This is a genomic window from Martelella sp. AMO21009 (assembly GCF_053484295.1).
Map to the genome: position 1 here is coordinate 53740 of NZ_JBAKFR010000021.1, position 16592 is coordinate 70331.

The following is a 16592-nucleotide window of genomic DNA, read 5'->3' on the forward strand; positions in this document are numbered from 1 at the left end:
TCTTTTCCGATGGCCCTGACAATCGCCCCTCCAATCACAGTCCAACAAAACACTATCCCGCTCACCTGCTCTTGCGCGCTTGAAATACCTGCGGGAACAACCCGAGCGCTATCCGCCCCGTCAGACTTTGCGGATCGTCCTGAGGAGTCGCAAGTGCCGCCGCAAGCTTTGCTTGGACGCTAGGTGTTTTCAGCACGACGGTTTGGCCAGTGAGTTCCGCAAATCGACGCACAAGGCGCGCATAGCGATGTCGCCGGCTGGCATAGAGGAAAGTGTTCAGCACCTCGACAAGGTTCTTTTGCTGCGATCCAACCGGGTGTCCGTCCAGTAGCGAAAGCAGGCAGCTTATCAATGCATCGACGCCGAGATCCTCGAGGGCGCGGCCATCCACATTCTCAAGTGTCAGGTTCTCGATCAGCTCGCTGAGCAACATACCCCGTTCAGGCCATTGCAGAGCATGATTGCCAGTGGCAGCACGCCATCGCATCAGAAAATCCTCATGCCAGGATAGCGGCGGCGCCATGGCGAAAGCACGGCCACTCGGAAGCCACTGCAACTCCGAGAGCCTAACCAGCTTTGATTGCCAGACATGATCCCGCACCCAGAATGCTCGAAGACAGACATCGCTCTCTTGCCGTGACAGACTGATCGTCTCGTCATCCATCGCGAACAGATTCTTGTTGTGAGAATAGAATATGTCCTCGAATGAACTAGGAAGTCGGTCGCCCGGCGGAGGCGGTTCAAAGTTCCAGGTCAGCCACAACAGCCGATGAGCCTCATCGGTGTAGAAATCCTCACGCTGAACTATGATCGGGATCTGGGTTGTCGCGAGCTGAACCTCCACCACCAAAGGCGCGTCGTCGTAGACAACGCGCACGTCGGGACGCCGCCGACCGCTTTCCGTGACAAGATATTCATCGATAATCACGCTTCCCGGTTCTGTGCGGGCATCCGCGTTCAGCAACTCCCCGACGATATTCTTGATCCTAATATGAAGCGGGCTCTCCTGAGCGCCACTAAATTGTCGGGCACTTACCTTGTCCACCTCGGACGGGACCCCCGTCCACCATGGACAGTCTTCAGGTGCTCCGTAATGGTGTTTCCAATAGGGAAGTCCGGTCCGGGGTTCACGTGGCGCATAAACCGCATACCCACATTGGCCACACACATAGCGCGGCTGGTGATCGAGCCTGGCCCTCGTCGCGCGCCTGCGGATGACTTGGTAGTCATCCGAGCCCATCCCCATAAGTTCGTCACTCGAGATGGACCGCATCGTCTCGAGATCTACCACCCGTCTCAGTGTTCTCTTGAAATGCGGATTGGCCATAGATCATCCAAAATCACAAAACTCACACTGTAGTTTCAGAAATACTGCTCGATATTATTCATTGGCAGCTTTGAAACATCATGATGGAAGCTAAAAAGCTCCACAATGCGGCTTAGACGCATTGCCGGAAACGCGGTTTTACAGACAATCAAAGCCCCGCGGCACAATTCCACCGCTGTCCTAATTTTCTCGGCCACATTGGGCTTAATTGCTCGGCTTCGAGATTGGGGGAAGCCTGGGCAATCGATGTTCCGCAAGCCGGTTCATCGACACCGACAACGCCCGCCTCCTACCGGCCACCTTCGAAATGCAGGGCGAGTGTGTCCTGCTGCTTTCCCAGAGTTCCGTCTTTACGGAATCGCGTACCATTGACGATGAAAGTGGCGCCTTTTTCACTCGCGTGGAGGGTGACGTCACTCACGGACAAACGAACGAAACGACCACGATTTTCGGCGACCACGATATCTCCGACCTCTATGCCCAAGATCGACTGAGCCAATGCGGATCGCTCGGCTCCGAGTTCCTCCTCCCATCGCTCTAATTCGTCCTGTAAATGCTCCCAAGCCTCTCGCGCCGCTCGAAAAGGGCTTTCCTGACCGAACCATATTCGGTCCGCCAGCGCGAGTGTCTGATCAGGAACCTTCCGTTCCATTCCGTAGGCCGCGTCAGACATCATTCCGTGGACGCGATCAAGTTCCAGCAGTGCCTGAAGACGCTCGTGATACGGCTTGACCGTGACCCTTGAAATCGCAGGCGGCAAGGACACTTCCCGGACCGGCATGTAATCTATAGGCATGATCGCCTGCAGGCTCAGTCCGCCGGTCACAATGCGCTCTGGCGGACCTTCCTCGCGCCAAGCCTTGTGTGTCGCCTCTACCCAGACTTCAGTTCTCGATACACACAACGTGCTTTCCAAAAGAAGATACGCGTCCGGGCCATGGACGTGATGAGCGGACCAGGCATGATCGCATGCCATCAAAGGCATGACGACGTGACGCAATTCATGTTCGCGGACCAGGCAAACAAGCGACGCAATCCGTTCCTGTAGCGGCACCGTCAAGCGCACCAGCACTGCTGGACCGCTCGCCCTGTACCAGTTTCGATTTCCTTCGCTCTCGAACATCAACAGATGCGGACGCGCCATCGGCATGAGCTTCTCGACGAGCTTCGATGCACTCGCCTGTACGGAGTGGTTCCATCGCGTCTCCACCGCCCCGTCCTTGACCCAGTCATGTCCTCGACCCTGAATAAGAAGCAGGATTTGAGAAGCAATGTCCGCATCGAGATCGGGCAATCGCCCCGCCCGTAATTCGGCCTGATCGATCCCAATGCCTTGGCGTTTCAGATCCGACAGCGCAGCTTGGTAGAATTGTTGCTGTAGCTTCGACAGCAACCCCGCGGATTTGGCTCGCACGGTTTCACGTCGCCTGCGATCAACCTCTTCTCGGAAGGCAGCCAACGGCGGGCGCCTGGGCGTCTGCCCTGATCTCACGCGAGCCCAGTACCCGCGCGGCGGTTTCGGAACCTGAAGCCGCGCGCACAACTTGGAGATCGCCACGTCCGACACGCCGAGTTCCTTTGCCACCTCCTGAGTTGGTTTCTCCCAAACCAATGCGAATAGCTCGTCGCGAGAGAGTTCTCGTTTCCGCACCCCAAGTCCGCCTTCGTATCGCTACTTGCGAAAGTTCCTAACGCTGGCACAAACGACAATATCTATACAACTGATGAATCTCACAAACTCCGGTTGTATCGAGTTATGATAGTTCGAAGCAGAAGGACAGGTCGGGGAGTTATTTTGAGCGCCGCAACGGAACACGCTGAAAAAGATGTCGACACGCGACCTTCGGAGGAACTGGAAAAGCAGGTTCGCAAAGAGCTTGAGTCCGCCGTGCTTGCGCACCGCAACGGCTCGAAGGTCTACCAGAGCCTACAAAACCTGAACGAGGTTATCGGCACCGAATACGGTGATCGGGTTCTCTATGAGCTCATCCAGAACGCGCACGACGCCCACCGTTCCGGTCGTGACGGTCGAATTGCGATCGAGCTTGTCATCCGCTCGGAAAACGAAGGTATGCTTTACGTCGCTAACGGCGGGAACGGCTTTCGCTGGGAAGATGTGGACGCGGTCCGCAACCTCGCCACCAGCGCCAAGGACGTCGGTGAAAGCATCGGCAACAAGGGGCTCGGCTTCAGGAGCATTGAAGCACTGACCGATGATGTGCGTGTTTACTCACGCAACGGCGCTTCCCGGAGCGATGGATTTAACGGCTATTGCTTCCGCTTCGCCGAAGTCGGCGAGATCGAGGACATTCTTCGGTCCACCGGCGTCGATGCACCAACGAGCACCGCCGTCGCACAATCCGTACCGCGGTATCTCGTCCCCCTCCCCTTGGACGATCACCCCGACAAGATTTCGGCTTACGCCAGTCGCGGCTACGCGACGGTCATAGCCGCACCCTTGCGAACGTCGGAGGCGGTGGCTTTGGCAACGAAGCAGCTGGAAGCTCTGACTGATCTGGAGGTGCCGCTACTGTTATTCCTCGACCGCATCGCCGAAATTCGGATCGATGTCGAAAGGCCGGACCAGAAGCCGTACCGACGCCGTCTGTCCCGCAGACAGACGGCCCTGGGCGATATCCCGTCGCTTCCGGAAACGAAGATTTACGAGGTGGATGTCGGTGAGAGCCGCCGCTTCCTCGTCGTCCGGTGCGAGGTAGACAAACAGCGGATCCTGGAGGCCGTTGAGAGTAGCATACCTGCAGCGCCGCAGCTTAAGCGCTGGCTCAATTGGAAAGGCACGCCGGTCGTATCCGTCGCGGTTGGTCTGTCCACCGCAACCGTTGTGAAAGGTCGCCTCTACAACTTCCTGCCCATGGGTGAGGAGGCAGCCGCCCCTCTTCTCGGCTACCTCGATGCGCCCTTCTTTGCGGATATCGACCGACGTGACGCGGATCTGGACCTCCCCTTAAACGAGACATTGATGGAGGCCGCAGCGGAGGCCAGCGCTGCCGCCGCGCTCTCGATCGTCGAGCGGGATATGGCCATCCCCGCGCAAGCGGTATTCGACCTATTCGCCTGGACGGGAGATCAGGCGCAAAAGCTCGATGACGCCCTCGAAAAGGTAGGCAGTTCCCTGCGGGAGGCCGGCATCATTCCGGCCATCGCTGAAAGGGGTCGAAGGGCCTGGTCCAGCCTCTCGGAGATCCGTATCTGGCCGGCGGGCACGTTCTCGGTTCTGAAGGACAGGGACGTCGCCAAGCATGTAGGTGCGCAACTGGTATCCGACGACTTGGACAGCCAGCGGATCGAGCGCCTGAAGGCAGTCGCAAGCCGTGTCATCTACTACCGGCCTCTAATGCCTTCGGACTCTCAGTTGACGCAGTGGACGACAGCGTTTGCGCGTTCACTGCTCGAACGCAAGGTCGCCCCGCGCACCTGGTCACGCTTCTACGACGACGTCCCACGCGTATTCGAAGCGGCAAACGTGCTTCTGAAGACGCTGGACGAGGAAGACATCCTCTACGACCGTTCTGGCAAGCTTCGGCCCGCCGGCGGACACGATGACGAGAAACGGACTGGCGTCTTTGTGCGAAGCGACGTCCCGAAGGGCAAGCGGAAGAAGGCCGGCGTTCCCCTGCCGCCGGCGACGCTGGCGCGTCGCTACCGCTTCCTCGATGAGCGGATCGCTCTTAAACGGGAGACCTTGGAAGCGTTCATCAAGGCCGATCTGGTACGCGAATACGATCCGGTGGAGGCACTGGCAGGCCTGAAGTCGGCATTGGGAAAACAGGCAAACGACACGCGCCGGCAAGAGGCGCTTTCATGGGCATTCCAGGTGTGGCGTGCGGGATCGGGGGCGCGGCTGGAGGAAGAGCTGCAGAAGGCCGACCTCTATGTGCCGACGCTTTCGGGTTGGCATCCGGCCGGCGCCTGCGCCTTCTCGTCCTCATGGACATCGGTCGGGAGAACCCTTGAGAACTACCTGTTCGAGGCGGCAGAGGTCTCGCCGGACTGCCAGCGAGCACGCGATCTGCTGTTGCTCGGGCAGCAGGACTGGCCGGTCTCGGTCCAGGACGCCAAGCGGCCATGGATCCGTTTTCTGGAATTGGTCGGTGTTGTCGACGGACTAAGGCCGGTGCCCGCGCGCCTGGCCCGTAGTGGCTGGCCTTCGAACCTGTGGGATCACGTCCTGCGAAGCGGCAAATCCACCGAGGGTCTGGACAAGGACTGGTGCGCGGCGGTCGCGCGCATCTCCTTCAATCATCCGTATACCGACTACAGGATGAAGGGCGAGGCCTGGCGATTGCCGGGACAGATTGAACACAATACCCTGCCGGAAGGTGCCCGGGAATCTTTGTGCATGCTCATCTTTGAGCATCTGAAGGCGTACGGGACAGACTACTTCCAATTCGAGATCGGCCGCTTCGAGCGCTACGAGCGCGACTGGGATCGGCGACGACTGCCGACGCCATTGGCAACGTTCCTGCGCTCGAAGCCGTGGATAGCGGCAACCTCCCAGGAAGGGCTTTCCTTCAGAAGCCCGAAGGAATGTTGGGGCTCGCGGGTGCGCCGCGGCGGTCCACCAAGGTTCATCGACCGCGTGCCCGAGGCGCTAGCCGATCTGTCGGACGGGGCCAGCCTTTCGGAACTGGCCTTCGGTGACGCATTGGGCCTGCGGGATTGGCATAGTCAGGCGACGGCCGTTGAGCGGCTTCGCGACCTAGCGAATGTCGCCGCAGGACTCTCCTCCAATGATCGGCCAACCTTCCGAAACGAATACCGGCGCGCATGGCGGGACGTGGTGGAGTCCGGGATCTCACTGCCTGCGGATTTGAGCCTGATTATCACGCGCCGGGGACAGCTTGAAGCGCTCACGGGCGAGCCCGATACACCTTCGGCGATCATCGTTACCGAGGACGCGCAAAGGTTCGAGGCGCGCGCCCTGTCATCGGCCGGCCAAGCGGTCCTGGAGGTGGGCCCGACATCGACCGAGCGGGTTGCCGCGTTGTTGGAGGAGACAGGTGCCTTTGTCCCGCGACGCCTCGATGGAATTGGCGTGCAGCTGCTCGTCGACGGCGCGCCCTTCGCCCCGCGCGCGAGTGACCCGCTGTTGACCTCTCTCGGATTGGAATGGCTCCCGGAAGTGATCGTGATCGGGCATGAGCTCCGGGGCGAGCAACTGGAGCGCGGCATCCAAAACACGACAATTGACAGGCGGGCGCGAGCGATGCGGGTCCGGCATTGCGAGGCCATGGCACTCGTGGTGGATGACGAAGAGGTATCGCCCAATGAAGAGCTGCGCTGGTACGCGTTCGAGCATGAGGACTTCCCCACCCTCATCCTGACCGATGATACGGTCATCAACTGGCGCACGCTTGCCCGCACGCTGTCGGGCGGCATTTCCCGCCTGATCGACGGCAGGCTTCGCTCTCTCGAGCCGCTTCTGCTGCGGCTGGCGTTCGATCGGTCGTCTGATAAATTGGAGTCACCAACCGATGACGCGCTGGCAAGCGCGCTTGAGTGCGATGTGCAGACGGTCCAGGACCTTCGCGCCGCGCTGCGAACGGACCTGGAGCACATCCTGCACCTGCTGATACCGGTGGTGGGCTATTATGGCGGCGTCGACCTTGCGCGTCAGCTATTGAGTGACGTCGATCGTGCCAGCAACCAGTTCGACGCGCGCAAATGGCTGGAGGGGCATCTGGCCGGTGAGGAATACGCGTCCGATGAACTGATCGACGCCTGCGAGCATGCGGCAAACCGCACCGAACTGCGCAGCAGGTTGGAACTGGACTATGCGAGATTCAACCGCGTTCTGTTGGACCTGGGCGAAGCGCCTTTGTCCAACGAGGCGGAACTGCGGCAATTGTACGATGCTTATCTCGGACGTATGCGGCCGGCAATTATCGACCGGCTAAGGCGTCATCACTCTGACGACTTCCGCGCCGGCCGCGACCTAACGACCTACGTAGAGCGAAAGACCCTGGACTTCCTGGCGTTCGACACGGACTGGATTTTGACGCGGGAGACGATGGAGATGCAAGCCGTGGAGGCATACGTCTCCGGTCTTCTAACGGACACTCTGGGGGACGACGTTGCGGTCGAGTTGCCGGTATTCAAGCGTGTGCTGGAAGCGAACCGCAAGGCTGTTCGTGAGTTTGCGATGGAAGCTTCACCGGTTATCGGCGTGTGGTGCCAGCGCAATGACGTGCCGCCACCGGAACCGTGGCAGCAGGGTGAGGCACAGGCCGTTGTTCGGCATCTTGAGAATAGCGGACTTCTCGATTTCGAGTTGATTGGTGTCGAGGCTATCCCTGAACTTTGCCGGCGCGCAGGCTGCTGGCCAGATGGCATGCCCAAGACCCTCGACGCTAATGCCCTCGGGCTCACCAAGGACGACGTTAAGGATGAAGAAAAGCGTCGAGAGCGCGCACGACAGCAAAGGGAAATCGAGCGGCGGAGCATCTTGTTCGCGGGAACCTCACTCGACACGAGCGATCCGAAATTCGCGGAAAGCCTTCAGGAATTGGCCACAAGATTCATGGAGAACGACGACACTTGGTTCGAGCGAAGCCGGCAGCGGACCCGCCTCGCGACGTTCGATAACCCGGACCAGTCCGGCGACGGTTCGGGCGGTGGTGGAAAAGGTGGTGAGACGCGCAGACGCGAACGACAGCTAAATGACGCACAACGACAGGCGATGGGCGTGGCAAGCGAATGGCTCGCCTATCAGTTCCTGTGCCGCCGCCACAGTGAATATGTCGATGAGGGTTGCTGGGTTTCTGAGAACCGAACCTGCTTCTTCGGTGGTGATGAGGGGAACGACGCGGCAGGCTACGATTTTCGGGTCATGACGCCCCAGGCTGAATGGCTCTACGAGGTCAAGTCATCCATGGAGGACAGTGGCGAGTTTGAACTCACCGCCAATGAGTTGCGTATTGCAGGTGGCGCCTCGAAGGACAGTCGTTCTCGCTATCGCATACTTTACGTCCCGTATGTGTTCTCACCGGACAAATGGTTCGTACTGGAACTGCCCAACCCCTTGGGCGAGACGACGCGAAACCGCTTCACGACGGTCGGTCGAGGCTCCGTTCGCCTGAGGTTCGAGCGTCGGTAGCAATCCTACTCCAAGAGCTCCAGAAGTCTCAGGAGGAGATTTAGGGACTATGCGGATCGAGACCGCCTTCGGTCACCCAATCGGCAATCGTCATTTCGTTGAAATCGCACTCCCAGCCAACGGCCCCCTCAATTCTCGGCAACGGCGCGCTCGACTGATCAACAACGACAACTTTAGCTCGACCAGTCGCGCTGTCGCGACGTCCATCGTTTCTAAGCGCGCCGTGTTCTTGATTATAGAAGCCACACCGAAGGACAAATCTCGCGTGAAAGTCCGCCTCAGCAAGAGAGAAACCGAGAAATCGGACATCGGTGGCTGTGCTTAGCACCCGCACAGTCTCTTGCCACAACTTCTGAAAAAGAGGCCCCTCAAATTGCTTCGCATACACAGGTGGCACGATGAGCGGCATGTATTGTCGTCCTTTTGAAGATCGCACCGCGCGGAGCGGACGAAAGCCGAACACTTCCGCATCGCCGGATCCGCCCAGACTGAACTTCTTTTCATCCCTGATGGGTCCCGCAGCGCTTTTTCTGTACCAGTTCAAGGATCCGTGCGGCTTGATGAGACGTGGTCCCTTCCTACGGCGATCAAGGCCGTAGCTACCTTTGTCGAGGGAAGATCCGAAGAGCATTTCGTCCAGGACGAGGTCCCAATTAAAGGAGATGATCGAGGCTTCCTCTTCCCTCATCGCGGTGACCAAACTACGAAGCCACTTTGGCTTCGGTTTTAACGCCGCCTTCTTCAAATCGTGAAACCAGATGGCCATCTCCTGCAAGAGATTCGCGCGTCGGTCCTCAAGCTGCTCGCTACTAAAGTTTCCTACAGCTGGACGCGTGGAGTAAAATAGCTCCGCGTTCGCCTTCATCTCAGACAGAAGCTGTTCGATTGTTGGGTATGTCTCAAGCCTATCAGCATTGAAAGCAGGGTGATGAAATCGAATTACGTCGGCGATCTCAACATCGATTCCGACCTCCTCAAGTCTGCCCCACAATTCTGGAAGGAGGTTCCCGATGGTCGGAAATCCAAGCCCCGCCGAAAGACCGGCGCCCACGACATATACAACCTTCCGTTTCCGCTCTAACAAGCCCTGGCCTTTGCCTTATCAAGATGACGCATTTGTATCACCTTGATCGGCGTCGGTCTCGCTTCGCACGTCCAAACCTGCCAACGCCGCGATTTCGTCATTGATCTCACTCAGCCGAATTCGGAGCGTCGATCGATCGGCGACCTTTGCATCGCTGGGTATTCCAGGCGCGCCCGACAGGACCCCCACGATCTGATCACGCTCGTCCTCAAGTTGGCGCAGGCGGTCCGCCTCGCCACGCGCCTGCTCATCCAGTCTGCGCCTCGCTTCCTCATCAGCGAGCAGACTCTCCTCAACCTGGCCGACATTTTCCTTGATCTCAGGATGCCGCTCAGCGGCGAAACGAAGAAACTGGCTGAATTCATATATGTGAAAGTCCTGCCCACTCTCAGCCTTGAACTCCTCGATAAGCTCCGGACGCGGACCAAGTTTCCGTCCCTTATGAATCCACCACCAGTCCTCCTTCACATCGTCGGAAATGAATATGACTGGACGGCCCTCGGCCTTCGCCTTCGCCATCATCTCCTTCCAGATGATCAGATCACCGAACTTATCCAGATCACCGGAATCCTTCTTCGCGTCCTTGTAACCAGGCGGGACTTTCCGGTTGTAGCGATCATCCCCCTCCTTCTTGATCGCGGTGAACTGCTCCGGCTTCCATTTGTCGCCCACACGGCCTTCCAAAAGCGCGGTTAGGCGCCCGATGACAGCGTCAATTTCATCCTTGGGGTGGCCCTCTCGGGCCGCCTCCATCCGGGCCTTGAAATCCGTAAGGAACATGTCCAAGGCCGCGAGTTCCTTGGCGACATTGATCGTGGGGTGCGCGCGCAATTGCCGAAGGCGGTCACGGGCCTTCTCAATGATCGCTTCTTGATCTTTGACGAGCGCGTCATAGGCGTCCTGGGCACCCAGTTGGACGTCCAGACGGTTGCGATGAAACTCCAATCCAACCTGGTATGGAATCCAAAGGGATTCCTTGAGGACGTCGAAGAGCCGGAGAAGTTCCTCGCGGACAACCTCGGAATGCCGCAAACAGTGCAGGAGGACGTTGGCATCGGGGACGAAGATCGCGTTGTCCCAAAGCGCCGCGACCTCCGACGCTGATTTAAGGTACCAGCCTTGATATTTCTCCCGCACGTCGACTACTCCAGCCATACCAGCTTCTCTATGCCCAAGCGCGTCGCCGCGCTCATGACAAGAGAGCGTTTGTCTTTCTCGGCTGTCGGTCCGGTCTCAAGCAGAACGACGCCGAAGGCCGAGGAATCCCGCCGGGCCTGGCCGCGCTCGAACACGGCCATCAGTATCAGTTTCCAGTCGCGGCTCTTGCCCCAGCAGACCACCCTTCCATCCTCCAGACGGCGGCCGTGTGGCTTTATATAGGTTTCCGAGAAGGCCGTTGGCGCCGACATGCCAAGCAGCCGCCATATCGCCTCCTCGTTTTCCAGAAGGCGGGCGCGCTCATAGGGCTTAAGTAGCGAGTCCTTTATGTAAACCCGCACCTTGCGTGGATCCATGTAGTGCGCGAGTTGACCGCCTATCGTCTGGTCACGGGTCCATAGCTCATAATATTTCGATCGTTCGGAATCCCCCATTGACGACCAGCCAAGTTGGTCGGCCGTTTCCCAGAGCCTGTCACGAATGCCGTCGCGAATATTCTCCGGGATGATCATTGGACCGTTCCCCGGTTGTGGGGCTTGGGAAAATCAAAGGCGGGCAATTCAAGCGTTGGATCCCCCTCCCGCATGAAGAGATCGGCCTGATCACGCATCCAATCCAGCATGAAACTGCCGGCGCCCTCGTCCCTGAATTGGATCATTCCGGGCAGACGCAGGCGCTCCAGGTCCCCTCTCGCCGCCTTCTCCAATTCCACGACCTCGGCGATCCGCCGAAGATCGCTGACGAAATCGAGAACAACCACCTTCTTCTTGTTGGGGCTGATGCGCAGGCCACGGCCCAATTGTTGCACAAATATCCGCCGACTATGGGTCACGCGCATGAACACGATCATGTCCACATCCGGAACATCGACGCCCTCGTTGAACAGATCACGGGTGGTGACGACGTCCAGGCTGCCCTTCCGGAAAGCGGCCATGACACGATCGCGTTCTCGTGGCGACATCTCTCCGGTGATCGCCTCGGCCTTGAACCCGAAAAGCTTGAGCGTGGCGGCGAAGCTGTTCGCGTGATTTATCGACGAGCAGAACACAATCGCCGAGCGGCGCTGCTCCTTGTCGAAGGTTTCGCGCACGGCACGCGCCGCCTCCTCATCCCTGGTCGGCAAGAGCAGGAGCCGATTGAGCTGGCTGATCGAGTATCTGTTGCGCGACTGCGCCCGAACAACGGACCAGTCGATGTTGTCCGCCAACAACCGATAATCGGCCTCACACAGGAAACCGCGCCTCAACCCCTCGGCGATCCCTATCCTTATGACGGGTGGTCCGAGCAACTCGTCAATGTCATAGCCATCACCGCGCCACGGCGTCGCGGTGACCCCCCCAATCATTGAATCGGATAGATGCTCCGTGACACGGCGGAAGGTTTCGGAGCCGACATGGTGCGCCTCATCGATGAGCACCAGGCCAAACTCGGGCAGTTCCTCAAGACGCGATACAGCGCTTTGGACGGTAGCGAACGTGATACCATCCCAAAAGCTCGGCGCCTCCCCACCCATCAATCGGTGCGTGGTGACCCATTTGGGCAACTGATCCCAAAACGCGAACTGAAGCTGATCCACCAGCTCGCGCGTGCCCGCGAGCACAAGCACCCGCCCGCCCGGGATGGCCGCGTCCCGATACAATTGCGCGACGCTCTCCGCCAGAACCACGGTCTTGCCCAGGCCAGTGGCGAGCACCACCTGTCCGCGTCCCGTTTCACGAAGGCTGGCCACAAACTTCTCAACGGCGTCGTCCTGGTAGTCACGCAGCTCACGCCGATGCCGCGAATACTCGGGGCTTTTCCGCGCGAGTTCGAGTAGCGCGGCTGGCTCCAGAACACCGATTTCAATGCCAAGGGCCTGCCAACGCTTGATGGCCTCATACGTCGCGGGACCGGCCCTTCGGCTCGATGCCACGTAAATTCGATCGGCCTTGTAGAAGCGCGCCGCCTCGCCAACCTCGTTGACCGCGCTCGCCGCCGGATATCCGCTCGTGGTGAATTTGCACTGAATGACCCATAGCTCACCACCCTTGACGCCCAAGACATCGGCACCATGATCGCCGCTGCCCGCGACCAGGCGAACATCGTCAAATCCATTACATACCAAAAGCCTCGCCACGTCCCTTTCAAAGGCCTGCCATGGACCCTTGAGCAATCGCGATGCGTCGAGGAAAGGTTCCATCCCTCAATCCGCCGTATCGGATTTCAGCAGTCGCACGGAGCAGGTGGCGCGGATCACGACATCACGGCTCGCCCGGTCGACATCCGACGGGGACTGGTTCGCCAACCAAATGGCGTCACCGAAATAGGCGTCGTAGCGTGCCAGAACACCGCGACGCGCCTGCTCCGTCACCCCATCATTGCCGAAATCCATGGCCGAATATCCATCGTTCCAGAATCGACCATCGAGAAACATCTCAGGGCGACGGTTAAACAGCTTTCGCAGGGACTCAAGGTCCGCGTATTCCCAGAACCGCCCCTCCTTGATGACCGGCTTGTGGTCGGGCACATCCCTATTCGCCATGCGCCGGGCGATGGTCTCCTTCTCGCCATCCTCCAGCTCTTCATAGAGCTCCTCGCCGGACACCTCCGCCATTGTGGGAATGGCCCGCGCGATGTCGCCAAGCACCGAGGTCGCTAGGGCGATTATTTCCTGGGGATCCAGCCTTGTATCGACACAGTATTGCCGTCTGAAATCAGCGAGGACTCCCGCGAAAGACGGGTCCTGCGATTGCCCCCTGAGAAACTCGACCGTGCGATGCGTGAGTTCCGTCAAGAGACCATCAAGCGGCGTCATTGTGGTTGACCGAAACACGTCGTGCGCAGCGTCAACGAGGAAACCATAGGTTCTCGTGGCGACATCATCGAGCTTCAGCACCCACGGAAGACCGCTCGGTAAGTCTGGATCATCCGGCTCCACCGCATATGCCTGGACGTCGTATTCGACCCGGAAAGTCGGATGAACGTATTTCCTTGAGAGCTCATACAACTGATGTCGAACGGGCGGAGGTGGTGGTGCTGGAGGCTCCGGCTCAGGCTCACTCTCAGGCGGGGTGCCCTCCCCATCCGCCGGCGTCGCGTCGTCGTCGACAAAGCCCGCCGGAAGAGGCGTATCGCCGGCATCGCCCGGCGTGTCCCCCAAAACCTCCTTATCCTGCTCCTGGACAAGCTGCCACCAGCGCTCATCCGTCAGATAGTCCGGGTCATCGGCCTCGAAGAGCTCCGCCATCTGCTGCGCTCGATCGTTGTCACGGACAACGAGCACGCGCGACCACAATCCGTTTTTTCCCTGCGGACTGGAGCGCCGGAAGGCCTGATATAGCCGGTACAGCGGGCTGTCGTTGCCCGCGTATCCACGCTGCTTGGCCACGATCGGACGAAGCGGCCCATCGCCGCGCACGATGCGCACCATCTCATTCCATGCCGGATCATCGCGCTCGAATCTGTCCTTCGTGTAACTGACACGACAATGATCGATATGAATCTCGCCGACGAAACGGCCTCGGTTCCGCTGATCGTCCGTGGGGTACTCGACCTCCGATGTCTCACCGTCACTCCAGGAGAAGAGATCCTTGTTCGAGATCTCGATCTTTCGGCCATTCCGGATGAAGTCGATCCCGAACTCGGTGTTGTGCAGATACCGCTGCAAGCCAATCCAGCCGTGAATCCGCCTTTCCGTTTCGACGATCTGGCAACTCGGGCTCCCTGTGGGGCATTTGTCCTCGCTCGGCGCCAGGGTGCGCATGCAATGAGTGCAATATCGCCGTGGCGCCAACTTGACGTCGATCATCTCGACGGCGCGCGCGACCGTTCCATCTGGATATGAGACGGTTCGTTCCTCGTTCCACACGCAATGCCGGCGCGGCGACAGCCGGGTGCCGCCAACCATCAACCGGATCTTTCCGGCCTCGGACTTGCCGAGCAAGGAGGAATAGGCCCGCGAAAGATGCTTACGGATGGTCTTCTGGTTGTTGCTTCTCGCCAGATAGGCTCGTTGATCCGGCTTAAGCCCGGTGATCACAATGGTGGTGCCATGGGCATTGTGATCCGGTTTGGCTCGGGTTTGCCTGGGAACCTTGAAATTTCCTGTGGCGCGCAGATCGTTCAGATCGATCCGGACACCCACCTCCTCTGGGTCACCCGCCCGGCTGGTCCAAACCTCGGTCACAAGCCCAAGGCGAGCGGTCGCGATATTGAAGCCCATGCCGAACAGACCGAGACTTGAAAGCGGACTGTTTCCCGACCAGCCGGCCTTCACCGCGTTCTCAAGAAGCTCGAACGACATTCCCGGCCCGTTGTCCTTGACGGCAACCCGGGCGTCCTCGTTATCAGCCGTCGGAAGGCTCACGCCAATCTCCGGAGCATCAACCGGGGATCCCGACCGGGCGGCATGCAGAAATCCATCAATGGAATTGTCGATAAGCTCCGCCAGACAACGCCATTGGTGAAGGTTGATCTCGCCCAACATCTGTAGGACCCGTGGGTCCGGCGTGAGATCAAAGTCCTGGTTCATTTCCTCACCTGTCCTTGCCTTTCGCCAATCGCGCCCTGACGATATCCCGCACCTTGTCGGCGAGCTGTCCCAATTGACCTGACTTGGTCTGACACTCCCAAACCTCGATCACCGCCCAGCCCTGTTCCTCCAGCTCCGCCCGAACCCTTTCGTCGCGCGCGCGATTCCCCTCCAGCTTGGGCCGCCAGAATTCCAGTCTCGACTTCGGCATGCGCGCGAGCTTGCACGCCGGATCCGGATGCTGATGCCAAAAGCAACCGTGAACAAACACGGCGACGCGGGCACGTGGGAAAACGATATCCGGTTTGCCCGGAAGCCCCTTCGCGTGCAGCCTATATCTCAGCCCGGCGGAGTGCAGCGCGCGGCGTACCCGCAACTCTGGCTTCGTGTCACGCGCCCGAATGCGGGCCATCTGGGCGCTGCGCGCATCCTGCGTTTCACTCGTCGTCAGCACCACCAGCCTCATCCGGTTGAGGTCCCTCCACGTCGTCACCAACCGGGGGAGTATTAGTTTCAACCGCCGCGTCCTCCTGTCGGAAGCCCTGCAGCATTTCCTCCAGCAACGCGGCATGACTCCGGCGAACCGGCACCCTTTCCAGGGTTTCCGTTATTCGCTGTCCGATTTGCTCCGGTGTCAGCGAGTCCTCCAGAAGCTCATCAAGTGCCCAGGCGCGGCCGGGATGCACGACATCCCAGGGCGAGCGTTTGTTCGCCCTGGTCTTGGCAGCGTCACCATGCTTACTCATGCCCCAGCAGGCCTTGGTCTCGGAGTTCCATATTGGCCAGAATGTTCGAATGAGATGCTTTTCGGCGACCAGTTGAGCGTTCGTCGCGCAGACCAGCCTCCTGCAAACGAAATCACGCAGATAAATCGGCGACAAATGCGCCGGCAATTGATCGGCGTAGGCCTCCGCGGTTCCGATAGTGCCCGCATGCTCCAGGAGCCGCGCCGTCAGCTTGGCGCCCTGCTCCCGCGCGGTGCTCGCGTCATGATTGGCTGGGTCTGCCTTTCCCACATAAATGGGTGTCTCGGATCCCGAGATGCTGGCGTAGAGCGGATGCTCGCCGCGATAGTAGATCGCGTAGACCCCCGAACCATAAGCGGGTTGGATTTCCTCGAGCGCGATCAACGGCTGAGCCAGAAGCGCTATCGAGACCATCCGGCCTATCGCCTTCGGGTCCGCGGGATCAAATGTCGCGCGCGGCATTCGGATTGGATCGGTGGATGAGCGCGCCGCCTCGACGGCCTCCGCGTGCGCGGCGAGCCCGTCGCGAATACGCCGAACAACAGCCGGAGGAGGACTATCCCCGGCGGCGGCTAGCACCGCCTCCAGTGCCTTCTCCAGCTCATTGATCGCTGTCCGATCCGGCGAACGCGCCATAAATTAGACCTCCC

Annotated in this window: 10 protein-coding genes; 1 reads left to right on the top strand and 9 read right to left on the bottom strand. The window is 59.5% G+C overall.

Features of this window, described 5'->3' with window-relative positions; translation table 11 throughout:
* Positions 1-61 precede the first annotated feature (61 nt).
* Positions 62-1045 carry a DUF6035 family protein gene (locus V6766_RS18805; RefSeq protein ID WP_448469136.1) on the bottom strand — a complete coding sequence of 328 codons (984 nt, stop codon included), beginning with the start codon at positions 1043-1045 and terminating at the stop codon, positions 62-64.
* A 571-nt stretch (positions 1046-1616) separates the two neighbouring features.
* Positions 1617-2786 carry a hypothetical protein gene (locus V6766_RS18810; RefSeq protein ID WP_448469138.1) on the bottom strand — a complete coding sequence of 390 codons (1170 nt, stop codon included), beginning with the start codon at positions 2784-2786 and terminating at the stop codon, positions 1617-1619.
* Between the two features lie 336 nt (positions 2787-3122).
* Here V6766_RS18810 and V6766_RS18815 point away from each other — a divergent pair, with 336 nt between their 5' ends.
* Positions 3123-8444: a sacsin N-terminal ATP-binding-like domain-containing protein gene (locus tag V6766_RS18815; protein ID WP_448469140.1), complete on the top strand. Its 5322-nt coding sequence runs from the start codon at positions 3123-3125 to the stop codon at positions 8442-8444.
* 40 nt (positions 8445-8484) lie between these two features.
* On the opposite strand, the gene V6766_RS18820 is transcribed toward V6766_RS18815, so the two are convergent.
* From V6766_RS18820 to V6766_RS18850, 7 genes are read right to left on the bottom strand one after another with little or no spacing between them, the layout of a single operon-like run.
* Positions 8485-9495, bottom strand: a complete 1011-nt coding sequence (locus V6766_RS18820) for a hypothetical protein (protein ID WP_448469142.1) — start codon at positions 9493-9495, stop codon at positions 8485-8487.
* Positions 9496-9546: 51 nt separating this feature from the next.
* The gene (locus V6766_RS18825) at positions 9547-10683 is read right to left on the bottom strand and encodes a PIN-like domain-containing protein (protein WP_448469144.1); all 1137 of its coding nucleotides are present in this window, start codon (positions 10681-10683) and stop codon (positions 9547-9549) included.
* Positions 10671-11198, bottom strand: a complete 528-nt coding sequence (locus V6766_RS18830) for a hypothetical protein (protein WP_448469146.1) — start codon at positions 11196-11198, stop codon at positions 10671-10673. The genes V6766_RS18825 and V6766_RS18830 overlap by 13 nt, the downstream gene beginning before the upstream one ends.
* Positions 11195-12865 carry a DEAD/DEAH box helicase family protein gene (locus V6766_RS18835; protein ID WP_448469148.1) on the bottom strand — a complete coding sequence of 557 codons (1671 nt, stop codon included), beginning with the start codon at positions 12863-12865 and terminating at the stop codon, positions 11195-11197. Before V6766_RS18835 ends, V6766_RS18830 begins: the two co-directional genes overlap by 4 nt.
* A 3-nt stretch (positions 12866-12868) precedes the next feature.
* Complete coding sequence (locus V6766_RS18840; protein ID WP_448469149.1) at positions 12869-15196, bottom strand: ATP-binding protein; 2328 nt, start codon at positions 15194-15196, stop codon at positions 12869-12871.
* Positions 15197-15200: 4 nt separating this feature from the next.
* Positions 15201-15653 (bottom strand): very short patch repair endonuclease, encoded by a 453-nt coding sequence (locus V6766_RS18845; RefSeq protein WP_448469151.1) that lies wholly within the window; start codon positions 15651-15653, stop codon positions 15201-15203.
* Entirely contained in the window at positions 15634-16578 is a 945-nt protein-coding gene (locus V6766_RS18850; protein WP_448469153.1) for an Eco29kI family restriction endonuclease, read from the bottom strand. The genes V6766_RS18845 and V6766_RS18850 overlap by 20 nt, the downstream gene beginning before the upstream one ends.
* Positions 16579-16592 lie beyond the last annotated feature (14 nt).

What these genes read in the sequence shown, in the direction of transcription:
- V6766_RS18825 (WP_448469144.1), bottom strand. Translation starts at nt 10,683, where the DNA reads ATGGCTGGAGTAGTCGACGTGCGGGAGAAATATCAAGGCTGGTACCTT.
- V6766_RS18840 (WP_448469149.1), bottom strand. Translation starts at nt 15,196, where the DNA reads ATGAACCAGGACTTTGATCTCACGCCGGACCCACGGGTCCTACAGATG.
- V6766_RS18835 (WP_448469148.1), bottom strand. Translation starts at nt 12,865, where the DNA reads ATGGAACCTTTCCTCGACGCATCGCGATTGCTCAAGGGTCCATGGCAG.
- V6766_RS18830 (WP_448469146.1), bottom strand. Translation starts at nt 11,198, where the DNA reads ATGATCATCCCGGAGAATATTCGCGACGGCATTCGTGACAGGCTCTGG.
- V6766_RS18850 (WP_448469153.1), bottom strand. Translation starts at nt 16,578, where the DNA reads ATGGCGCGTTCGCCGGATCGGACAGCGATCAATGAGCTGGAGAAGGCA.